The sequence below is a fragment of the Paenibacillus aestuarii genome, from assembly GCF_027789125.1.
Classification (GTDB): Bacteria; Bacillota; Bacilli; order Paenibacillales; family NBRC-103111; genus Paenibacillus_E; species Paenibacillus_E aestuarii.
On record NZ_JAQFVF010000015.1, the window covers coordinates 39000 to 61534 of the forward strand.

General features: G+C 46.2%; 22 protein-coding genes and 2 pseudogenes. 7 read left to right on the top strand and 17 right to left on the bottom strand.

Annotation, left to right across the window (positions count from 1 at the left end):
* The 8 genes from O9139_RS03330 to O9139_RS03365 form a co-directional block, all read right to left on the bottom strand.
* On the bottom strand, nucleotides 1–1098 hold the full coding sequence (locus O9139_RS03330; protein WP_270878032.1) for a GerAB/ArcD/ProY family transporter: 1098 nt from the start codon (nucleotides 1096–1098) through the stop codon (nucleotides 1–3).
* Nucleotides 1095–2261 (bottom strand): Ger(x)C family spore germination protein, encoded by a 1167-nt coding sequence (locus O9139_RS03335; RefSeq protein ID WP_270878033.1) that lies wholly within the window; start codon nucleotides 2259–2261, stop codon nucleotides 1095–1097. Before O9139_RS03335 ends, O9139_RS03330 begins: the two co-directional genes overlap by 4 nt.
* The gene (locus O9139_RS03340) at nucleotides 2258–3655 is read right to left on the bottom strand and encodes a spore germination protein (RefSeq protein ID WP_270878034.1); all 1398 of its coding nucleotides are present in this window, start codon (nucleotides 3653–3655) and stop codon (nucleotides 2258–2260) included. Before O9139_RS03340 ends, O9139_RS03335 begins: the two co-directional genes overlap by 4 nt.
* A gap of 169 nt (nucleotides 3656–3824) precedes the next feature.
* Nucleotides 3825–5255, bottom strand: coding sequence for an aldehyde dehydrogenase family protein (locus O9139_RS03345; protein ID WP_270878035.1), 1431 nt, complete (start codon nucleotides 5253–5255; stop codon nucleotides 3825–3827).
* Nucleotides 5256–5283: 28 nt separating this feature from the next.
* A complete protein-coding gene (locus tag O9139_RS03350; RefSeq protein ID WP_270878036.1) occupies nucleotides 5284–6453 on the bottom strand; it encodes an MFS transporter in 1170 nt (389 codons plus the stop codon).
* Nucleotides 6454–6476: 23 nt separating this feature from the next.
* The gene (locus tag O9139_RS03355) at nucleotides 6477–7355 is read right to left on the bottom strand and encodes an oxidoreductase (protein ID WP_270878037.1); all 879 of its coding nucleotides are present in this window, start codon (nucleotides 7353–7355) and stop codon (nucleotides 6477–6479) included.
* Between the two features lie 79 nt (nucleotides 7356–7434).
* Complete coding sequence (locus O9139_RS03360) at nucleotides 7435–7692, bottom strand: hypothetical protein (RefSeq protein WP_270878038.1); 258 nt, start codon at nucleotides 7690–7692, stop codon at nucleotides 7435–7437.
* A gap of 190 nt (nucleotides 7693–7882) precedes the next feature.
* Nucleotides 7883–9088 carry an MFS transporter gene (locus tag O9139_RS03365; RefSeq protein ID WP_270878039.1) on the bottom strand — a complete coding sequence of 402 codons (1206 nt, stop codon included), beginning with the start codon at nucleotides 9086–9088 and terminating at the stop codon, nucleotides 7883–7885.
* Nucleotides 9089–9290: 202 nt separating this feature from the next.
* On the opposite strand from O9139_RS03365, the gene O9139_RS03370 reads away from it, so the two are divergent.
* Entirely contained in the window at nucleotides 9291–9875 is a 585-nt protein-coding gene (locus tag O9139_RS03370) for a TetR/AcrR family transcriptional regulator (RefSeq protein ID WP_270878040.1), read from the top strand.
* A gap of 49 nt (nucleotides 9876–9924) precedes the next feature.
* Here O9139_RS03370 and O9139_RS03375 read toward each other — a convergent pair whose 3' ends face one another.
* From O9139_RS03375 to O9139_RS03390, 4 genes are read right to left on the bottom strand one after another with little or no spacing between them, the layout of a single operon-like run.
* Nucleotides 9925–11040 (bottom strand): GerAB/ArcD/ProY family transporter, encoded by a 1116-nt coding sequence (locus tag O9139_RS03375; RefSeq protein WP_270878041.1) that lies wholly within the window; start codon nucleotides 11038–11040, stop codon nucleotides 9925–9927.
* 2 nt (nucleotides 11041–11042) lie between these two features.
* Nucleotides 11043–11285 carry a hypothetical protein gene (locus O9139_RS03380; protein WP_270878042.1) on the bottom strand — a complete coding sequence of 81 codons (243 nt, stop codon included), beginning with the start codon at nucleotides 11283–11285 and terminating at the stop codon, nucleotides 11043–11045.
* 16 nt (nucleotides 11286–11301) lie between these two features.
* Nucleotides 11302–12450 carry a Ger(x)C family spore germination protein gene (locus tag O9139_RS03385; protein ID WP_270878043.1) on the bottom strand — a complete coding sequence of 383 codons (1149 nt, stop codon included), beginning with the start codon at nucleotides 12448–12450 and terminating at the stop codon, nucleotides 11302–11304.
* On the bottom strand, nucleotides 12437–13900 hold the full coding sequence (locus O9139_RS03390; protein WP_270878044.1) for a spore germination protein: 1464 nt from the start codon (nucleotides 13898–13900) through the stop codon (nucleotides 12437–12439). The genes O9139_RS03385 and O9139_RS03390 overlap by 14 nt, the downstream gene beginning before the upstream one ends.
* A gap of 200 nt (nucleotides 13901–14100) precedes the next feature.
* Here O9139_RS03390 and O9139_RS03395 point away from each other — a divergent pair, with 200 nt between their 5' ends.
* Nucleotides 14101–14685 (top strand): DUF421 domain-containing protein, encoded by a 585-nt coding sequence (locus O9139_RS03395; protein WP_270878045.1) that lies wholly within the window; start codon nucleotides 14101–14103, stop codon nucleotides 14683–14685.
* 20 nt (nucleotides 14686–14705) lie between these two features.
* Here O9139_RS03395 and O9139_RS03400 read toward each other — a convergent pair whose 3' ends face one another.
* Together O9139_RS03400 and O9139_RS03405 are read right to left on the bottom strand one after the other, a co-directional pair.
* The gene (locus tag O9139_RS03400; RefSeq protein ID WP_270878046.1) at nucleotides 14706–16121 is read right to left on the bottom strand and encodes a PQQ-dependent sugar dehydrogenase; all 1416 of its coding nucleotides are present in this window, start codon (nucleotides 16119–16121) and stop codon (nucleotides 14706–14708) included.
* A 145-nt stretch (nucleotides 16122–16266) separates the two neighbouring features.
* Entirely contained in the window at nucleotides 16267–16728 is a 462-nt protein-coding gene (locus tag O9139_RS03405) for a phage tail protein (protein ID WP_270878047.1), read from the bottom strand.
* Between the two features lie 226 nt (nucleotides 16729–16954).
* On the opposite strand from O9139_RS03405, the gene O9139_RS03410 reads away from it, so the two are divergent.
* The 3 genes from O9139_RS03410 to O9139_RS03420 all read left to right on the top strand — a co-directional run bounded on the left by O9139_RS03410 (nucleotide 16955) and on the right by O9139_RS03420 (nucleotide 19403).
* Nucleotides 16955–17350 (top strand): VOC family protein, encoded by a 396-nt coding sequence (locus O9139_RS03410; RefSeq protein WP_270878102.1) that lies wholly within the window; start codon nucleotides 16955–16957, stop codon nucleotides 17348–17350.
* Between the two features lie 102 nt (nucleotides 17351–17452).
* The gene (locus O9139_RS03415) at nucleotides 17453–18097 is read left to right on the top strand and encodes a cysteine hydrolase family protein (RefSeq protein ID WP_270878048.1); all 645 of its coding nucleotides are present in this window, start codon (nucleotides 17453–17455) and stop codon (nucleotides 18095–18097) included.
* Nucleotides 18098–18218: 121 nt separating this feature from the next.
* Entirely contained in the window at nucleotides 18219–19403 is a 1185-nt protein-coding gene (locus tag O9139_RS03420) for an FAD-dependent oxidoreductase (protein WP_270878049.1), read from the top strand.
* A 60-nt stretch (nucleotides 19404–19463) separates the two neighbouring features.
* On the opposite strand, the gene O9139_RS03425 is transcribed toward O9139_RS03420, so the two are convergent.
* From O9139_RS03425 to O9139_RS03435, 3 genes are all read right to left on the bottom strand, one after another.
* The gene (locus O9139_RS03425) at nucleotides 19464–19697 is read right to left on the bottom strand and encodes a carboxymuconolactone decarboxylase family protein (RefSeq protein ID WP_333742445.1); all 234 of its coding nucleotides are present in this window, start codon (nucleotides 19695–19697) and stop codon (nucleotides 19464–19466) included.
* Nucleotides 19698–19705: 8 nt separating this feature from the next.
* A complete protein-coding gene (locus tag O9139_RS03430; RefSeq protein ID WP_270878050.1) occupies nucleotides 19706–20974 on the bottom strand; it encodes an MFS transporter in 1269 nt (422 codons plus the stop codon).
* A gap of 132 nt (nucleotides 20975–21106) precedes the next feature.
* The gene (locus tag O9139_RS03435; RefSeq protein WP_270878051.1) at nucleotides 21107–21580 is read right to left on the bottom strand and encodes a MarR family transcriptional regulator; all 474 of its coding nucleotides are present in this window, start codon (nucleotides 21578–21580) and stop codon (nucleotides 21107–21109) included.
* 446 nt (nucleotides 21581–22026) lie between these two features.
* Here O9139_RS03435 and O9139_RS33275 point away from each other — a divergent pair.
* Both O9139_RS33275 and O9139_RS03445 read left to right on the top strand, forming a co-directional pair.
* Nucleotides 22027–22157, top strand: a pseudogene (locus tag O9139_RS33275) (hypothetical protein); the annotation flags it as partial.
* 60 nt (nucleotides 22158–22217) lie between these two features.
* A pseudogene (locus O9139_RS03445) lies at nucleotides 22218–22490 on the top strand (spore germination protein); the annotation flags it as partial.
* Nucleotides 22491–22535 lie beyond the last annotated feature (45 nt).

Consider the following 22535-nt stretch of genomic DNA (forward strand, 5'->3'; position numbering starts at 1 on the left):
CTATTTCTGGCCCTGTGCCAGTGACCGACCTCGCATCAAACTAACAAGTAGCAGGATCATCGGGAAGCCCACGATAAAAATCGGAAATATGTAAGGAATCCATACGAATTTCGTATAATCCAATAGACCTATGATGTTGGGCGGCACTAAGGAAATCGTAAAAATGACGGTTGCCGCGAATCCGATGAGGATCCGCCAATTCTTGATACCAAACAATTGTGCAGTTCCATAACTGTTGATAAACAGGTAAATGGCTAGCTTAACGAAAACGCTGAAAATCCAGATGAACATAATCCAGACATCCATGTTCTGAATAAATTCCAAATAATTAATAAATCGAACCATGCTAAAATAAGGAAAAATTAAAGTGGACCCAATGTTCGTACCAAATGTCATAATCACAAAAATTGCCGTAATGACGGCGATTATGGATGGAATACATATCGCTATTAGCGTGGGTTTAAGCATCTTCTGCGGATTTGCAATAAAAGGCACCAACATCATGATCATCATAGATTCACCTAGAAATGATGCATTCACATACGATCCTTTCAAAATAGGTATAGCCCCCGAGTCTGCGTATACAGGCAAAATCAGCGATGGGTGCAGATTCATTACATTCAATCCAAAGGTGATGACAATGCCAACTAGCAGCAAAGGGCCAGCCAGTTCACTGAAGCGAGCAATGGCTTCGACGCCTCCTGCGTAATTGATATAAACCATGGCAAGGACCATCAGTACAGTGATGACCCAAATCGGTGTAGCGTGAAACAAAAATTGCTTAATAAATAAGGAAAATATACGCAATATATCCGCGGATACGGAGAACCACACTATAATATAGAGCACACCGATCAGCTTCCCGATCCATTTGCCAAAAAGCTTTTGTGCAAACTCCACCAGGGTGTACGTAGAATGCCTTTGCGACAAGCTTACTAAAACCAGCGTCACGATGACTCCAATAACGCCTGCCACAGTCAGTGAGATCCAGGCATCCTGTCTCGCAATCTCGATCGTGGGGGATACCGTGAGCCAAATGCTCATGGAGATTTCTAAAGTTGTAAACATCCAAAACAGTTGCCAGATCGAAATTTTCACTTTCTATCTCCTATTCCTGGGATCCGCTTGCCAATATCCCCCGAATTCTGAATTTTCAATTGGACATGAACCGTCACCTCAACAGTCGGGAAAATTTCATCCCAATTGTTGCGTATTTCTTTCCAGCGGTAAGGATGTTCGCGATGAATTTCTTCGCCGATGCCAATCACGTCCTGACCGTACTGAAGCTGCAATTTCTTAATCGTTGCTTCTACTTTCTTGGCTTTCATTTCATTCAGCTTCCGTTCTAACGGTATCCGTTCTGCGGATTCGGAGATGTCAATATTCGTGTTGTTTTCAAGAACTCTTCCTTTACCCTCCAGCTTCACATTGGCGATAATTTTATTCCCTATGAAGGAGGTTTGAATGGATTTTTTTAGGTTGGTTTCGTATAAAGAGACATCTCCATCTCCTGTATCTTCCGTAATAAATTGATCTCTCAGTACACCTTTCACCCAGAACAATTCCAGCGATTCACGTCCACTCACTTTCCCGACCATTTGCAACTGTTTATTAAAGATCGCAACGGATTTCACTTCGATCGTTTCATGTTTCTCTTGCTCATTATTCGGTGTAATTTCAACCATTGGCATGCAAGGCCGGATTCCATCGCGTCCGATATCAAGCAACACATCGCGTAAAGCCGTATCCCCTAAACGGCAAAACCGGTCTTGTTCTACGGCCACGATCGCCGAGAATTGATTGAACGGACTGTTAATTTTCAAAACATCTTTGCCTTCGCCATTATTGACAACGAAAATATCCGTACGCATTCGCGTATCGGTATTACGGGTAAATTGATCCATAATTTCGATCAAGCCTTTTTTGGCCAGCTTTTCCCCAATGAATATCGACCTGCGGTGTCCCAGAAAAATTTTGCGCGGCAGTTTATCTTGAACTTGTTGTTCTAAGTCAACGATTGAAGATCCGGTAGCGGTAAGGACGATGTTGCCTCGTTGGTCGCTCCCGCCGCCCCCTCCGCCTCTTTTGCTATTGATACTGGCAGGCACTGCAACCTGTGCGCTTTTTTGAAGTTTTCCGTTCTCTGCCAGATCCAAGGCCGTTCCAATCCAGAAGGCGTATTCATTAATTTCGTTCCGATCCCAACATCCGGAAATGACCAATGTCAATATGAGCATGAGAATTAGCCCTATGTTCCTCATCGTTTTTGCTGCTCCGAAACGTATCGTTTATTCATTCTTATCAGCGTATCCTTCCAGAACTTTTTCCCGATAGGTGCAATCGGTTTGAGATAAGGGACTCCGAACGATTTTAAGGTCATCAAATGAATCAGGACGAACATGACCCCGATGGCAACCCCATACAGGCCAAGGAACCCACCTAATATCAGAAGTGGGAACCGCAAAATTCGAAAAGGCAGCGCCAAACTGTAGTTCGGAAATGCGAACGAGGCAATGCCCGTTCCTGCCACGATCATCACGATGGGCGCGGAGATGAAACCAGCTTGCACAGCAGCTTCTCCAATGACTAACGCTCCTACGATACTCACAGCCGAGCCGATCGCTTTCGGCAAGCGAAGACCCGCTTCCCGCAACCCTTCGAACATCAGTTCCATTAACAACGTTTCGATGACGGTAGGAAACGGAATCCCTTCCCGCGATACCGAAATACTGAGCATTAAATTAAGCGGAATCATCTGAGGATGGAACGTCGTTAGTGCAACATAAACAGAAGGAAGTAAGCAGGACATGATAGCCAGCAGGATGCGGATGATTCGAACTGCCGAGACGTATAAGAACCGTTCATAATGGTCTTCCGCTGCTTGAAATCCGGACCAAAACGTCATCGGCAGCAATAAAGCGTTAGGCGAGCCGTCGACGATAATGGCAACTCTACCCGCCAGTAGGCTCGCTGAGACAGTGTCTGGACGTTCGGTATTTTGGATTTGCGGAAAGAGGGAAAAAGTCTTGTCTTCAATACATTCTTCAATATATCCAGAGTCCAGCAGTTGATTGGAGCGAAAAGCCTGGAGTCTTCTTCTGACTTCTTGAATCAGCTCTGGTTTGGCCTCGTCTTCGATATACGCCAGGACAAACTCCGTATTGGTCAGTTCACCGGCTTGATGCATTTCAAACTTTAATTTGGGATGGCTGATTTTTCTGCGAACCATGCTTAGATTTGTTCTCAGGTCTTCGGTAAATCCTTCGCGCGGCCCCCGAATCGACGCCTCATTGGATGGCTCATTGATTGCGCGTTGTTTAAAATTCGCCAAATCAGCTAAATAAGCAAAAGGTTTACCGTCTACAAAAATAGCCGTACTTCCTTTCAGCACTTTGGCTACAATTTCCGGAACCTGCTGCACAACGGTATATTGTGTCAATCGGTCAAAATCGCGACGAATCATACAGGCCGAAATGATTTGTTCCAGTTTATCCGAATCCGTCAACTCTTCTATGTAAACAAGTAAAATTTGTGAGTGATCCGCGAGTGTTAACGGCCGAAATACGATATCCGCACAATTGTGAAAAATATGTTGTAACGTATCGCAATTGACCGTGACACTTTCATTGACTTCCACTGAAAAGCCATGGCCCATATCCTTCCCCCGCTTTCGCATGATTTGGTTTATTTTGTGTGACATGATGTTCCTTTATTCCAAAAAACAGGAAAGTGATGCGTTCGCCATACAGGCTCACTGCGCAAAATAAAAAGAACTTCAGCTCTTTTCATGATGAAAAGAACGGAAGTCCTTGTAAAATTGACACTTACATGACCATGTCATAACCTGTAATCGTCTTGGTTTCCAGGCAATCTTCCAAGCCGTAAACGCCATATTCGCGGCCAATCCCCGAATGTTTGAAACCGCCGAATGGGGCTTTCATTTCAAAGCCGGCCCCATTGATGAGCACCACACCGGCTTGAATGCGCGAGGCGAGTTCGTTCGCTTTCGCCAAATTCGCCGTACTGATGTAGGCGCCTAGACCATAATCGGTGTTATTGGCCATAGCGACCGCTTCTTCCTCCGTTTTGTAGGTCAAAATGGACAGTACAGGGCCAAAAATCTCTTCCTTCGCAATCGTCATCACTTCCGTAACGTTAGCAAACACGGTTGGTTTGACGAAGTTCCCTTGTTCCAAGCCATCTGGATGCCCTTCGCCTCCAATGACCAACTCGGCTCCTTCTTCAATGCCCTTTCTAATATAATGTTGAACTTGAAGATATTGCTTCTCGGTGACGATTGGCCCAAGTACCGTATCAGCTTCAGATGGAAGTCCAACTTTAATGGATTCGACCGTCTCACGGGCAAGTCTCTTCACTTCTTCAAGCCGATGCTCAGGAACAAATAACCGGGTGCCGGCCACGCATGCTTGCCCATTATTGGTATAACAAGAGCGGACTGCCGCAGGAATCGCTTTGGCGAAATCAGCGTCGTCGAGCACGATATTCGGCGATTTCCCTCCGAGTTCCAACGTGACTCGCTTCATCGTGTCAACCGTTGCTCTGCGGATTTCTTTGCCAACACGTGTCGACCCGGTGAAGTTAATCATCGCAATATCCGGATTGCGCGTAAATTCAGCCCCTACAGTTGTGCCAAGCCCATTCACGACGTTGATCACACCGGCTGGTAGGCCTGCTGCATGGAAGCATTCGGTTAACAGCTGCGTTTGTAGGGCGCTTAATTCACTAGGTTTGATGACGACCGTACATCCCGCTGCGATCGCCGCCCCCAGCTTAGCTGTAATCTGCGAATAGCTGGCATTCCAAGGCGTAATGATGCCAATCACGCCGACTGGCTCAGAGACAACTTTGGCTTTGCCGATGTATTTCACAAACTCAAATTGTTCAAGCGCCTCTTTGCTATCGATGAAATTAGCCGCAGCCAGCTTCACCCGGCCGACAGCCATCATCCGCGGCGCTCCATATTCGAGGATATTGGCTTCTGCCAATTCGTCCATGCGCTCCATGATCGCGTCACTCAGTCGCTGCAGCATGTCTGCTCTTTCTTGCACTGTCGTTCTGGAAAATGACGCAAGTGCCGCTTTTGCCGCCTGGATGGCAAGCTTCGCATCTTCTTCGTCGCCGAGCAAGACGCTGCCGAAAGGTTCTCTCGTTGTCGGGTTCACGAGAGGTTGGATTTGTGTGCCGTGAGGTTTTACAAACTGGCCGTTGATATAGATGTGTTCCATTGTTTTCATAAGTTACACCGCCTATTCAGATGATTGGTTAAGCATTCGTGGATTGCACTTTGGAACGTTTGTTCAGTTGGACAATTGTCAAATAAATGACTGCCGTCGCAGCCAACGCAGCTGCTACAGCCATAAACACGCCGCGGGTAGAATCGGTATGCAGCAGCAGCTCCACCCCTTTTACGAATAACGGACTGAGGAATTGGCATGCATATACGCTCGCTAACAAAATAGAGATGCCTGTCGTTAAAACTAGTTTAGGCACAACTTCCGCCGTTTTAATAAAGGAAAGCGGAAATAGCATGCCTTCCCCCAAACCGATTAAGAATACAGCCAGCGCAACTGTCCACACCGTATGTGCGGAGCTGATTAGCAGGAAGCCGGAGGCCATTAAGGCTAAGTTTAGTGGCACTAGCAGTTTTTTGAATACACCCGTCAGAGGTGTTACGGCTAACCCGCCAATAAAAACGCCGATCAAAGCAAACGCGGTCAAATATCCGACGGAAGTTACGCTTCCGATACCATTATTGGACAGGAATAAGGAAAGATTCGTAGGAATTAAAGTGAACAACATCGCGTGCACGCCGCCGGCGATCGCAACAGCATAGAGAAATTTCGGCATTTTCATAGATTGCTTGATGACTGCGTCCGTCTGCATCGGCGGAAAATTCGGAAGAAAGGCAATCACCATCAGCAGCAGGACAATCGCATAGCTATAGGTTAAAAAAACGTCTCTCCAGCCAAACGAAGCGATCATGCCTCCTATGGAGAGGAAGATGGCTCCGCCGATTCCGTTTACGGAAGTTTGCAAACCGTTCATTTGTGAGCGTGCCTTACCTTGGAAGTTCTCGGAAATGAGCGCGTTACATGTTGGCGAAATGAGACCAATACTTAGCCCTAATAGCGCCCTGAACACTAATATCATCGTAAATGAGTTCGCAAAAGCCGGGCCTGTTCCCCCAATGATGTATAACAATAGCCCTGCAATTAAGATATGTTTCCGTGGAAACCGTCTGCCAAGCTTCCCGGCAATAAATAAGGTTGGCAGGATAAATAGCGAAGATAAGGTAACGACCCACTGTACCCACAATGCGTTCGTATCCGGAAAAGCTACCGCCAGCAGTTTAACTGCCGGCGCGGCCATCATCGTTCCGAAGGTGGTGGTAACAGCCATTGCCAATAAAGTCGTTTTTACACTCGGTTTCAATGATGTACCTTCTTTCTTGTTAATCAGTTATTAAATTCGTCGTACATGCGAGACACGGACGGGTCCAACGCTCTTGTTTCAAAATCCGTCGAGCGGCTCAGCTTCTCCCAGCGCTTCGTTTCAGCTAATTTGCCCGCATCCACCGCGTTGGCAATCGCTACAGCATCACTGCCGAGCAGCAAGCGGAGTGGCGGATTCTCCTCATCGACGATCGCTACAATCGCCTGCGCGGCTTTATCCGGATCGCCATTTTCCTTCCCTGTCACATCACGCAGATGTTTCAGTAGACCGCCAACCGTATCTTTGTACGCATCTCGAGGCTCGATATGCTGCATAGAAGAGCCAGCCCAATCGGTGCGGAAGCCGCCCGGTTCGATCAAAGTCACCTTTAAACCCAGCGGAGCCACTTCTTTGGACAACACCTCAGAGAACCCTTCCACAGCCCATTTGGCTGTTTGGTAAGGTCCAAGACCTGGAGCGCCAGTACGGCCCCCAATGGAAGAGAATTGCACGATATGACCGGATCCCTGTTCTCTTAATAACGGCAATGCGGCTTTCGTCACATGAATGACACCCCACAGGTTCGTTTCCACTTGCGCGCGAAAATCTTCCATCGATGTTTCTTCAATCGAAGAAACGTTGCCGTACCCGGCATTATTGACCAGGACATCTAAACGTCCGAATGTATCGAATGCGGCTTTGATTGCTAACTCTGCCTGTTCGTACTGGTTTACATCAAGTTGAACAATATGAACTTGGCTGCCATAGCGATCGGCAAGATCGGCTAGCTGCTCTGGTTTTCTCGCTGTTGCGACTAATTGATCTCCTTTAGCTAAAACCGCTTCGGCAAGACTGCGGCCGAAACCTCGCGAACTTCCTGTAATAAGCCAAACTTTAGACATGTACATGCGCCTCCTGGTTATGAAATCTTATGGAATGTTTATTCCATGCGCTTAGTATATCTCCACAGATCCAATTTCGTCAACAAGTTTCGGAATGTTTATTCCAAGCAATGCCTTCCAGTCGCCCAAAAATACGCGTATATCCCGCTCCATCAAAGGATTTTACCACTATCATCATCATGCACAAGCCCCCTGATTCAAGCGCATTTTCATCCATTTTTATTAAGATCGTTTGAACTGGAGCATGCAACCGGCTTGCTACAAACGAACCACACCGGAATGTTAATTCCAAATCTTTTGTAAACATGATCATACTTTTAAAGGCGTGATCCGTCATGAATGCTATTGACTCTTCATTCGGCTCGTACTACGCTTAGCATCAATTCAAATCCAACATTTCCTCGAAGCTTCTTGGAAAGCCATTCTTGTATAAAAAAATAGCCCCTTGGACTTCGTTAGGAAGTCGCAAAGGGCTTTTAAATTAGGATTATATGATGACTTCCATGAAGACTCCGCCCCCTACCCTGTCATTGGGCAGCTTTGACTTCCGTCTTTTTCTCAGTCAGATAATACACATAAGCGATGACCGGCAATAAGCATCCGATCAAAGCAGCCAGCTTCCACCCTCCATGCGCATACGCCCAACCTCCAAGGGACGAGCCGACTGCACCGCCTATAAAAAAGATAGACATGAACAACCCGTTCAATCGCCCACGGGCCTGCTGGCCCAGTGAATAAATAGCACGCTGTCCCAGCACCAAATTTCCCGATACCGCCATATCCAGTGTGATGGCCACTATAACCAATATCGCTAAGGAGACTATAGAATGGTTGGGAAGTACCAAAGCGACTAAGAAAGACAACGCCGCAAGACTTATTGCCGCGCCGGTTAGCTTGCGCGTCCAGCCTTTATCGGCCAGCCGGCCGGCAATTGGTGCTGCGACAGCACCTCCGACCCCGGCCAGAGCGAACCAGGCGATGCCGCGCTGCGTTACGCCGAAATGATTCGCCAGATGAAGCGGAATCACTGTCCAGAACAGGCTGAACGCACCGAATAGCGAAGCCTGGTAAAAGGCGCGGCGGCGTAATATCGGTGTTTGCTTAAAAATCGCGCCAAGTGACACAATAAGTGCACCATAGTGCACGGTTGGTGTTGGCTTACGCTTGGGCAAGGCAAAGAACAGCAAAACGATCAACAGAATGACGAGCACGCCCGACATCAGAAAGACCGCCTGCCAGTTGAAAAAGCTGGCGACGAAGCTCGCCACCGGCCGGGCAAACATGATGCCAAACAGCAGGCCGCTCATCACATTGCCGACGACACGGCCGCGCTCTTCTTCCGACGCCAAATAAGTCGCGTACGGCACTAAGATCTGGGCAACGACGGAACCTAGCCCGATGATCAGCGAGGCTGTAAGAAACACCGCTGCGGTGCGAGCAGCCATCGCGGCGAACAATGCCAGCACGACGACGCTTAGCGAGAATACCGCCAGATTGCGATTTTCAATAATATCGCTAAGAGGAACGATAAACAGCAAGCCGAGTACATAGCCGACTTGCGTGATCGTCACGATGAGACCTGCCGCAGCGGCAGAAAGCCCCGTGGCTTCGCTGATCGGACCGACCAAGGTTTGCGCATAATAGAGATTAGCAACGATAATGCCACAGGAGACGGCAAGCAAAATGGTGAGCCAGCCCGGCATGCTTGCTTTTCTTTCCTTCTGTTTTTCCATCTGATTTCTTTCCTCCTCATATCGTTCTTCTTCAGCGAGCTCAGGATTATTATCTAGTTTCCTGCACTCTGCAATTAATGAACGTTGCGTTTATTAATTCAAATCATATACTGAACGTATCGTATTGTAAATAGGCAATTTCAATTATATAATAAACATACAGCATGTATACATGTCAGCTCGGTAAGGAGGATTCCGCTTCATGACGAATACCGGCAAACGAGGTCGTCCTCGGAATATGGAAACAATGAATGCAATTTTGCAGGCTTCTTATGACTTATTATTTGAAAAAGGCTTCGCGGCGATTACGATGGAAAATATTGCGGAACGCGCCGGGGTCAGCAAAGCCACCATCTACAAATGGTGGCCGGGCAAAGCTGCCGTTGTCGTTGACGGCTACCTGTCCGCCGCTTCGCAGCGACTACCTGTGCCCGATACCGGCAGCGTCTATGAGGATCTGCTCACGCATGCCACGAACTTGACTCGCTTTCTGGCAAGCGACGAAGGCCGCGTGATCACGCAGCTCATCGGCGAAGGGCAGATCGATCCCGGTGTCGCGGAAGCGTACCGCAGCCGGTACGTGCAGCCGCGCCGCAAAGAGACGCGGCAAATCATTGATCGGGGCATTGCGCGGAATGAACTGCGCTCCGATGCCAATCCCGATCTCTTCATCGACCTCCTCTATGGACCGATCTTCTACCGATTGACCATGACCGGTGAACAGCTCGATGACGCCTTCGTCAAACATATCGTCACGCTTGCTTTTCAAGGAATTCAGAGGTCTTGAATCTCTCATTAAACTCATGAAACCCGCTTTGGTATGACCAAAGCGGGAATTAGTTACTCTCGCCTCCAAGCATCGGCACTGCCTTTTTCCTACTTTTCATCCATGCTAAGACGACCAACGCGACAGGTAACACAAACTCAGGCAGAAGACCTGTAAACGGTAAAATTCTTGTATCATAATTGAAGATGTCCAAGGGGCTCTCATAACTATTTACGTTCGTTCCAAAATAAAACAAGCCGATGGGCACAATAAAATAGTTTGCATGCTTCAACTTGAAGACGTCTCTCATGATTTGCGCGTAAACATATTGCACGACGATAATCTCGTAAAGCGTTAGGATCGTCCAAATCCCGATCACAATAATTTCAAAACGCTCCAAAAACTCACCAATCCGCACGAGTTGAATGGCAGAGAAATACGGAAAGCTAGCAGACTTCGTGGCGTGAATCCCTAACGATCCAATAGTTAAATACGTTGAAATGAGCACGTAAACACTAGATGAAATTAAGACAATGCAATTGGTTCCGAAAATTTTTTTTTTATTTTTCACATTTCTAAATAGAAAAACAAGCGTCAACGCTTTCCCAAACGGAAATGCCATTGAGAGCAATGTCGCATAAGTCAATTCCGGCAGTGTGCTCCGAAATTGCGGAAGCAAAGGGTTGATCGTCACATTCTTTACCATCATGATGTTGATAATGAGCATACTAATAATGAACACAGGCATCACGATTTGCACGCTCCGAACGATTGTGCCAAGTCCTAAAGAAACGGCATAGGTAGTGACGATTACAATCATAAGAATTAGCAATTCAGGCGAAGTGTTAGGTAGTATCGCCGTCGTGTAGAACAAGGATAAAGAACGAAGCGATAACGTTCCCAAGCCTAGCAGATCTTTGAGGATGACAATGAGCACAATGGTCCCGATCCATCTCCCTAACAGCTTCATCAGGATGTCAGACAAGCTTAAATCCGGATACTTACAAATAATGAAATTCATTAATTTCATAATTCCAATAACCAAGATCAAGGAGACTGCATGACAAATCCAGACATCTGGACCAACGACTTTCGTCTCTAGCAAATACAACGTCGAGAATCCGGATAAATACGTAAAACATAGTGCCCCAAGCTCAAAAGGCGTTATTTGATCTTCATTCTGCATGCTTATTCCTCCAACTGAATATGCAGTAAGCGCAAGATATAGTTAGAAATTGGACCATACACGTACCAGTTATACGTCTCTTCTGTCGGCATGAAGGTGCGCAGCTTGGGGATTAAATAGCAAGTACCCGCCAACGACAATAGCAGGAAAACAACCAAATCGGTGTTTGCTCGTTGTTTCGCTAATCGGATTGCCACCGGAATCCCATAACACCAATATAGAACACAGACGATCAAACAGAACAATGGAATAGCCTCCCTGCTACTGCTTCATTCCAATACTTGTAACTTGTATGTGTACAGTCACTTGAATCGGCATCTCGGGGAAAATGGTTCCCCATTGACTTTTCAATGTGCTCCAAGATTTAGGATCATGTTTGCTAATAAAGTCGGAATAGCCAAATACGTCAACTTTCAGCTCTTTTTGAATACTGTAGAGATTACGGTTAACAGTTTCCTGCAGTTGCGAGGAAATCGTTTGCTCCAGCTTCGCAATCGAATCCTTGCTATGAAAGGATAAAGGCTTGTCGGAATCCATGAGTACGCCTTGTAGGTTGAGATCAACTGTCATCTTCTGTTTCCCTTTTTCCTCATGATAATGAATGGTTCGTTTGGGATTCCTCAGCAGCATCGTGATTTGGGTATGATCCAAATGAAACGTTTGCGGGAATTCAAGCTTGCTTAACCCTCCTCTGCCATAAGTCAGCAAATGGACCACAATCACTTTTTCACCATTCATCCAACCTATGAAGTGTCCTTTATGAAATACACTGCCTCCATTCAAGTAAAGAACTTCCTGACGTTTATCCGCGGGTTGAGCAGCGGTCAATCTGCTCGTGATAAAGCCCCGATAAGGGTCGGCTAAATAATCGGTTACATCCTTCAACTGCATGGATAGACTTTTGCCCCAAAGACGTTCATTTAACACTTTACCCAATAACTCGTTGGCGAGCAGATCGTTGGTCTCCCCTTTTATCGTTAATTTATTGGCCACCCGCCCTTCACTTACGATTAAATAACTTGATCCTCTAATATCACGATTGCGGGTTAAAAAGTCTACCAATTGTGGCATGGCATACTTGGCTGCTTGCTCGCCGATAATAAAAAATTTATCATGCTGCCAAATAAGCATTTTCCCCGCTCGACTTCGTAAATTTCTAGTCGCTTCCATGATCGAATTTCCCGAGGCGCTAGCTACCCATTCATTGCTATTCCCTGTTTTTTTATCCGTGCTCGTTGTGGTGGGTAGGATGCAGTATGCGGTAAACGTATATGTCTTCGTTTTTGCATCGAAATCGATACCGGTAATCATCACAAGCGCAATGTCGCTGATTTCCCTGACATCCGGAGAGCAGCTCACCAATGATAGCAAGATCATGCAGCCCATCAACAGCTTTTTAACGCTTCTCATGGGAATGACCTTCTTGTTTCGATAATCGTCTGTATGGGGCAGGCAGCAGCACATATTTTTCCAATGCATTTCTCATTTGCAGTGAATTTAATGTCGGTAAGAACAGAGTCCCGAACGACTTGAGCGAGCAGAGATGCAGGATGATGGCAAACATGCACAGAGCCAGGCCAAAGACACCTGTTGAAGCGGAGATAAACATAATGGGGAACCGTAAAATCCGTAATGAAATCGCCGTATTAAAGGATGGCATGGTGAATGAAGCTATTCCGGTAAGAGCGACTACAATCACAACGGGGCGAGATACGATGCCGGATTGAACCGCTGCTTCCCCGATAATTAAGGCGCCGACGATACTTACGGATTGTCCTAAGGATCGTGGCAGTCGTAAACTGGCCTCGCGTAGCACTTCGAAAACAACTTCCATCAACATCGCTTCAATGAATGTTGGAAAAGGAACGCCCGCTTTGGTTGCCATAAAGGCGAGCATCAACGGTGTTGGAATCATCTCTAAATGAAATGTCGTTAAGGCAATATATAAAGACGGGGCGAAAAGCGACAAAAAGAACGTAAACACCCGCAGCACCCTTAAGAAATTAGCAAAATAAAACCGTTCATACAAATCTTCGCTGGGGTGAAGAAGGTCGAAAAATGTCGTCGGTACGATCAGCACATTTGGCGTCCCATCCGTCATAATGGCTATTTTGCCTTGATTGAGTGCTGTCGCAATCCTGTCCGGACGTTCTGTGTTCATGATTTGAGCAAATGGCGAGAACGTGCTGTCTTGAATCCACTCTTCGATTTGCGCACTATCGACAAGAACGTTCATTTGGATCGCTGCAAGTCTGCGTTTGACTTCGTCCACGGTGGATGGTTCTGCTTGATTTTGCAAATACATCGCCATGACTTTCGTACTTGTTTGCTTACCGATCTGATAAGTCAAGATTTTCAGCTCTGGTGTTTTTAATCTGCGCAGAACCATGCCGAGATTTTTCTGAATATCCTCGATGAATCCTTCCCGTGGCCCACGCACGTTCACTTCGAGCGTCGGTTCATCGATTGAACGTGTCGCATAGCCAGGCAGCGAAACCCCGAAAGCTTGGGGATACCCATCAATGAATACGACAGCATTGGAATCTGCGATGGCTTGTACAACCACATCGATGTGCTGCAGCTCCGTTGCTCCGCCTAGCGATTTGATCCATTCAAGCGCGAGAGCCTCATCAACGAATGAATCTTTTCGCTGGAGTCCATGATTGAGGAAACTAGCATTTAGTTCATTTAGTCTTTCCTCATCGACCAGTACACTTAAATATGCGATGGCCAATTGAGGACTAGCCTCTGTTCCGTCCAAGTAACGAATCACGAAACAATCATTGTCTGCATAGAGCTGCGAAAGCAAATTCATATTTTGTTCTAGGGAACTAAGCAATTCCCCCGGACGTTCCGTCATGTTGCATCCCCCATACCATTGCATCATCCCGAGTATATGAAGGGAAGTTTACCCAACGAACTTCTAGATTATTCCATAAAAAAAGGGGAATTCATCGATTCCCCTTGAAGAATGCCTCAGATTCATTCGGTTCAAAAGTATATAACTGGGAACCATATACGGTACAATACAGTCTTAATTCGTTTGGGGAGGTCTTTTAGATGTGGACAATTATTTGGCAATCCGCTGCGCTTGCAATTGTCGGTACAATATTGTTGAGATTGGCAGGCCGTAAATCCATTGCTCAAATGACAACGCCGCAATTAGCCATCCTTCTATCTATTGGGGCCGTTTTAGGCTCGGAGGTTGGAGGCAAAGGAATGATCATGACGATTGTGGCAACTGCTGTTTTTGTCAGTTCACTTGTCGTTATTGAATGGATAACACTCAAATGGAATGCAGCTGAAAAAATTTTAAAAGGTGTAGCTATACCTGTCATTACTCATGGCACAATCCATATGAAAAATTTAAGAAAGCTTCGATTAACCGTCGACGATCTCGAAAAAAGATTGAGAATGGCCGGTGTGTCTCGTATTGAAGATGTTCAGACCGGTACAATCGAAGCCAATGGTGAATTAGGATTTGAGTTAATGCCTCATGCAAGACCGCTAACTTTAGGTGACCTGGAGAGAGTACTCAAAGCCAACTTTCCACAGATTACCCTTCCACGATCAGATACAACAAGTGATCTATTTACAGAAGTATCTTCAGGAGCACACCGGGAAAAGCCTAAAAACTCACATTAATCCTTGCCTCACATCCATGATTACAGAACAATTTCATATACAGTACCCTGGTTCCTATCCGCCACTTTCATCGAGCCATAAACCCCTAAATAGAGTCTGCTCTGATCCTGATTCGTACCTAGACTAACATAATAAGCTGATTTCGATCCAAAAGGATCATCGGTTTCAATCACACTGTAATCACTTGGTCTGCCATCGAATCTCGCTCTGGTATAAGCTAAAATTCCTTTCACCGGTGGTCGTGACTCTTCTTTTCGGGCAAGGTCTGTAAACACAACGCTTCCCTTCAGATCAGGAATTCCATTTCCCATATAGGGCTGGACGCCTGTAAGAGCAATTCCTGCGAATTTATCAGGACGCGGATCTTTATGGAAATAACTGGTTAACGGCTGAAGACGACTGCCTGAAACTTTTACAGTATCATTGTAATAGGCGATAATTTGCTCATCTATAGTTTTGCTGCTGGGGCATTCTCTAATGATCGAAGTCGGAAAAGCACCTTCCCACCCTCGCCAGCCCAAATTAATAAACCCTTCCAAGTTCGGCTCAACTTTCATGGCATAAGCTTGAATGAGATGAGGAACCGGTATTGGCTTATAATGGACGAATGAAAAAACCGACTCTACCAAATCCTGTCCGACATTGCCGACATATTTGATATATTGATGATAAAACCTTTGAAAAGAAACGCCCGACATGTTGCGAACTCCTTTGGCCATTACCGTAAGTGTTTCCTGAATCGGCGCAGGAAGTTCATCAAACCGTGTGACTACAGGCGGATGTTTGATAAATGTATGTTTATTTACATCGATTTCAATGATTTTGCCGGCGATTTCCATATCGTCCTGACTTAAATGAAACGGATCATAGCCCGATCCGCCATCTCCTGTTGTTAGCACAAGTTTCCCTGTCTCTGGTGAAAAATTCAAGCTGTTGACGCCATTATGATTTAAGAAGGGTCTTCTGATATTAAGCAGCGTTCGTCGTCGCTGTGGCTGCCCATTTGATTGTAGCGTCCATTCTTCAACGGTATCTATGTGATCAAATTGCTTCTCCCGATTCATCCACTTTAGATGTAAGGTTTCCGGATCACACGGATCGGGCTTAAAAGGTTTCGCAAGCGCACCTGGCCCTTGTGTTCCGGCTACTGAATAATGGAGATAAAACAGACCGTTATAATAAAAATGAGGATGAAACGCAAGCCCCAATAGACCTCGTTCATCATATCCACCACTGGACGCACCTATTTGTAACAGCTGTGAGCGAATATTCAAAAATGTACGTATAACTCCGTTCCCTATATAAAAGATCTCTCCGACCTGGGTTGCAATAAATAATCTTTCCGTGGAGTCACCTGGAAGGAACGCTGTTTTCAAAACCGTAGGTAAATTGATTTGGCTCACAAGGGGCTGTAAATGAACCTTTACTTTTTTCAACTACTTTACACTCCTTCTTATTGGTTTCCCTACAAGATTATGAATCGTACCGACCTATTAGTACCCACGCGGGGGCAGGCTCTAAGGTGAATGTCTGCACCTACTCATAAAAAAACCACCCCTTTACAGGAGTGGTTTGCGGATCTTAATATTCACCTTTAATAACGAAAAACGAGCCCCGAATCGTCCCGGCTAACTTCGACTTCTGCCGAGCAAATTTAAACTTCGTTTCTAATTCCTTTGGTACTTCCATCCCTTCTGAAAGCTTAAAACCAACTGCACGCTTCTTCGGGTCATCAATCGTGTACAGCACGTTCACCGATAGGCCATCCTCATAGAAGACGTAAGCCCATCTAATATTTTCCACTTGAAAAAGCGATGTTTCTAAAGGTTTGGCTGCAAACTCAATATTGCGTTCCTGCAAAACCCGGTTCACATAATCGAGGGTCTCCTGGCTTTCACTAGCGGGCACAACCGTAAATTCATGCTTGTATTTGGTCATGAAGTAACGGGCTTCATTCGCACGTAAGCCAGCCAGCGCTTCCGCTACAGGTGAGGATTCTAACCCAACCGTAGACACATTTTTAAAATCAACGACATAGGACATTTCCTTCTCTCCTTCTATTCCATTATTCCTTAACATCAGCCATTCACATTTCGAACCAAAATAATACATTTCGCGATTTATTTGTGATTTCCTTTAAAATTGCTCCGCTTTTTCGTCGAGCTGTAGCAAAATTTTCTGTTTTTTAATACGCGGAAGTATCTCAAATGAAGGAAAGGAAACCATGATTAAAGAAAGTAATAAAGAAGCCAAATTTTGGGAGGTTATGATGGGCAGAGTACTTCATTTTGAGATTCATGTTGACGATATGGAGCGCGCCAAGACGTTTTATGGCGAAGTGTTTGGATGGACTTTTGAAGACTGGAGCAGCTATGCGGGTATGCCGTACTTTGGAGCTGTCACCGGTGACGCCAGCCAGCCTGGTATCAATGGCGCGTTAATGCAGCGTCAAGGTCCCGCTCCACAGCCAGGACAAGCTGTGAATGGCTTCGCCTGCACAATGGGCGTTGGCGACTATGATGCTACGGAAGCCAAGATTCTTAGTCTTGGAGGCAAAGTCGCCTTGCCGAAGTATGCATTGCCTGGCATGGCTTGGCAGGGGTATTTCATCGACACGGAAGGCAATATTATCGGCATTCATCAACCGGATGAGAACGCGAAATAACGCAAAGCCCGACCTATGGAGGTTGGGCTTTTTCCTTTTGTAATAAAAACGGCCTCGGCAAGGAAACATTATTAGTAATGTTCGTATGGGTAGGTGAATGCTTTGGATAAATTAAAAATGAACTTAGAGCAGAAAAATGCAGCGGTAATCGTTGTCGACGTGCAAAATGATTACTGCCACCCCGATGGTGCGATTGCCAAATCCGGCAGTGATGTTAGCGCTGTGAAGAAGATGATGCCCCACTTGCACAGCCTATTGGAAGCGGCGCGGGACAATCAAGTTCCTGTCATTTTTTTGCAAACCAATCATGAGAAAGCGACCGATTCGGAGGTATGGTTATCGCGATTTGCCGATGGGATCAACCCGATTTGCCATACGGGCAGTTGGGGGGCGGAATTTTTCGAAGTCGCTCCACGCGCGGATGAAATTATCGTCAACAAACATCGATATAGCGGATTTATTCATACCAGGCTTGAATCGGTGTTGCAGACATTAAAGATTGAAACCCTAGTCATGACAGGGGTTAGCACAAACCTTTGTGTGGAATCCACCGCTAGAGACGGCTTTATGCTAGATTATCACATCGTGTTTATGAAAGATGCCTGCGCAGCTTTTTCGCAAGCTGAACACGATATGACCTTACAGACTGTCGATACCTATTTTGGCATGGTAGCCAGCACACAGGAGCTTATTTCTTTCTGGCAAAGTCACAAACCGCAGAAGCAACCAGCTTTGCAGCATGCTTAACTTTAAAAAGACAGCCCTCTTCGTCTTGAACAGAGCTGTCTTTTTTGTTTACATTCCGTTTAAGTAGGAAAGGTAAGATACAAATATGAGATCACACATTTTGAAAAAGGAGCTTGTTTGGATGCCAATATCGAATATAGCAACGAAGTCTTCATGGAAGAACGGTCGCATCGCCATCATCGGCGGCGGCCCTGGAGGACTGTCTTTAGCCCTCATTCTTCAAAAATACGGAATCCCGGCCGTCGTTTATGAACGGGAGGCATTTGATCCCAATAAAGAGCGCGGCGGATCGCTTGATATTCATGATGATTCCGGCCAATTGGCGCTGAAGGAAGCCGGTCTGCTCGAAGAGTTTCAAGCCATCGCCAGGTATGAAGGCGAAGATTTCCGCCTTTTGGATCAACACGGGAACGTGTTTATGGACGAAGTGGCGGATGACAGCCATGACGGTGATCGGCCGGAAATTGACCGCGGTGCGTTATGCGATCTCCTGCTGCAGGCGCTCGATCCGGATCGTATCCGCTACGGTTATAAGCTGCTGCAAGCCGTTCCTCTACAAGACGGCAAGCATGAGCTGCATTTCGAGAACGGGCATAGCGAAACGGTCGATCTGGTCGTTGGCGCTGACGGTGCATTCTCGCGTGTGCGCCCGCTTTTGACGGACGCCGCTCCCGAGTACGCCGGGCTCACGATGGTCGAGCTGAACGTCGAGGCAGCCGCCCATCCGGAGCTTGCCGCTTTCAATGCGCGCGGCAAACTGTTTGCACTCGGCGAGCACAAAGCGATTCTTGCCCAGCTGAATGGCGACGGCCGCATCAAAGTGTATGCCAGCTTTCGAGCCGACCGGGATTGGTTGGACACTTGCGGCATACCGTTCGAACAGCCGGAGGAAGCGAAGCGCCGCCTGCTTGAGCATTTCGCAGGCTGGGATCCGATGCTGCTGAATTATATCCGCTGCGCAGGAGATACGTTAATGCCGCGCCGGATTTACATGTTGCCGGTCGGTCTCCAGTGGAGCGGCAAACCAGGCGTTACGCTTATCGGTGACGCCGCGCACCTCATGTCTCCTTTTGCCGGGGAAGGCGTCAATCTGGCGATGCTCGATGCGATGGAGCTTGCGCTCGCTATCGTCAATCACGAAGCGCTGGATGCCGCCATTGCCGCTTATGAAGCGAAAATGTACGCCTACTCCTCCCAATCCGCACAAATGTCGGATAGTAATCTGCAAATGATATTTGGCGAGGAGGCCGCAGCAAATTTAACGGCGTTTTTCCATGAGCACAATCAAACGCTTCAGACGCACTAAATACAAAAAGAGTCCGCCCCAAGTCATCATCGCAGATGTCAGCGGGCAGACTCTTGTTATTTATTTGCTCGCGGCTGGTTGATAATCTCCTGGTATCATACCTGTGGAAATCGCCATACGATTCCAAGCGTTAATCGCATTAATCGCCATGAGCAAATCAACAAATTGCTCTTCATCAAAAAGTCTACGAACTTTATCAAACAACGCCTCCGGCACGCCGCCATCGGAAATTCGGGTCACAGCTTCCGTTAATGCAAGTGCTGCCCGATTGACAATCTTCTTAGACGATTCCACCAACTCATCTAGCTGTTCGACTGATTTTTTGTCTTTAGTGCCTGGCTAGCGAAGCGACTACCTTTATACAACACGAGAATAGCGGCTGCTATAAGAATCATCCCCATAATAGCAGGAGCGGCATGGCCAAGTGATACATAGACTTGCCCTCCAAGGATAGGCCCAATGATTCTTGCTAAAGATTGAATCGATTGGCTGCCTCCTTGAATCCTTCCTTGTTCGCTAGAATCCACAGACTTGGAGACCATCCCATTGAACGAAGGCCCAAAGATCGAATCACCAAATCCAAAAATGAACATGCCAACGATTAAAAGAGGATAGAAGGAGAACAAGGCCGATGCTGCAATAAGACTGTAGCCTATAATCTCAGAAACCATTCCGAGAATTGTAATCTGTTCATCACTAAGTTTTCTCAATAGTTTCGGCATAATGAAAGCTTGTGAAAGAATGTCTTGGATGCCCATTATTGAAAACATAAGTCCGATAAGCGCAGGCTTCCAATTGAAAGTATCTATAGTAAATTGTGAAAAGACGGCCTGTAAAGATCCGTTAGGTACCCAAAGTAAGAACGCGGACACAAGCAGCCTTTTTAAGTTTTTTATGGAAAGTACGTTTACAAGCTGTGTGAATGGATTCAGCCTTCCTAAGGTAATCTTATTCAGTCTATGATTTCTTTTAAGGCTCTCAGGCATATATAACATGCCATACACAAAATTTATTAATGTAATCGTCGCTCCAAAATACATAGGTACAGAATAACCAAACTTGGCAAGCAATCCGCCTAGCGTCGGTCCAATCGCAGCACCAGCACCCGCAACCGCACTTACCCAGCCAAAGTATTGGGTTCGTTCTTCTCTAGGCGTGATATCTGCGAAATAGGCGAAGATCGTACTTATGCTCCCGCCTGTTATACCCTCTATGATGCGCCCAACAAAAAGGATCCATAGAGCTCCTCCGATGCCAAAAATAAAGTACCCGATTGCGGAACCCAATAGGCAAACTAACAGTAATGGACGACGGCCGTATCTGTCGCTCAAAGCGCCAAGTCCGGGCGCCGCAAATAGCACACAGACTGCATAGACAGAGGTTAACAGCGTAACAACGATAGCTTGATCTCCCGGATTGCTTATATAAGGCTGCACTAAGAATGGGACGACAGGTGTAATGATACTAAAACCGATCCCGCAAAGAAAAACGGACATTAATCCGAATAAAAAAGCTTTTCTATCTATAGTTTGTTCGGTGTTCTGTCCGTTGTGTGATCTAAATTTGGACATGAAATTCTCCCCTCGATGATGTTTTGTTTCCTAGTTAACAATAATCATATGTTAATTTTGTTTCCTTGTAAACAAAAACGAAGCAATAAAAATGCAGCCTGTTCTCCTTAGAGAGCGGCTGCCTGTCGTTCATTATTCCGACTTCATATCTAATCCCTGTTTCTTGATTTCCGCATCCAAATGCTGACTATACGTTTTCAAGAAGTTAAGCACCTTATCGAATTGTGCCTCGGTTACTTGCTCAAATACGGCTTTATCCCGCTCTTCAAACTCGCTGTGCAATTCCTCATGGATTTGGTTAATGGCTTCCCCTTGCTCCGTCAGCTTAAAATAGATTTCTTTCTTATTATCTGGCTTCTGGTAGCTTTCAATTAAGTCTTTTTCCATGAGCTTCTTCGTTATTTTACTGATGGCACTTCTAGTCATATATAAGGATTCCGCAAGTTTGGTCACATTGGAATCTACATGTTTGCCAATATATTCAATACAATGCACTTCAGAAGGCTTATAGTCTTTAAGGCAGACTTCCATCTTCGATTTATTCAGCCAAGACATCTTGTTTAATAAGTCCCTGAAACCTACTATGACTTGATCTTTTTTATTCACGGCCTGTCCTCCTCCATGTGTGCATGTACCCTATTATATTATATTTTTATGAAAATAGGTCCCGCCATTTCACTCCTCTTGAACGAACCGACTGCCATATTCCATTTGTATTATTCTAGCTTACACGGAAACAAGGTACGAGTAAACGCTCTCTATGAACCATCTTCAACATGTGCATAAACGAATTTATCACAGGAAAGGGTAGAATTAGCAACTTTTGAGGAGGACATCGTCATGCAGTTAGAAGCGGATGTTATCGCCCATACAATTGCCCAAGAGTTGGGCCATCCGCCGGATCTCATTTGTCTGGCAATCGATATGCATGACCATTCGACGATTCATTGCCTTTATATTGTCTCCAACGTGATGACGAAGCAAGTGGATGAATTAATTATCAAGCCTATCATCGAGGCCAGTCAGCAAGGAAGCCATGCTGGGAATACCGAGTGGTTGAAGAGCGCGATACCTTTAGGGCAAAGGCGGTATTGCATGATTACAGCCAAGCTGCTCAACAATTGCTCGCCGGTCACTGTTTGCTCATCCCTTCTACAGAATCACAGTACCTAAGCTTCGATGTTTCGAACTCGAAATACCGAGGCGTCGAGGAACCGAGTTCAGAGGTGGCTATCCGCGGTCCGAAGGACAAGTCGCCGTACTTACGGACGGTACACCAATGGCTTTGCTCGGACCCGTCGCCTTTTTTCAGTTTTTCACATCGCCTGAAGACCATTATCAACGGGCTGACATTGCCACGCTCATCCGCTGGTTGCGTATGTTCACATTTTTGCTTGCCATTTTTACGCCTGCTCTATATGTGGCCATCGTCAGCTATCATCAGGAATTATTGCCTACATCCCTGCTCATCAACTTATCGGCACAGCGCGAACAAGTTCCCTTCCCGGCTTTCGTGGGTATTGGCCATTTGCTTGATTTTCTCATTAAATAAGTAAAAACG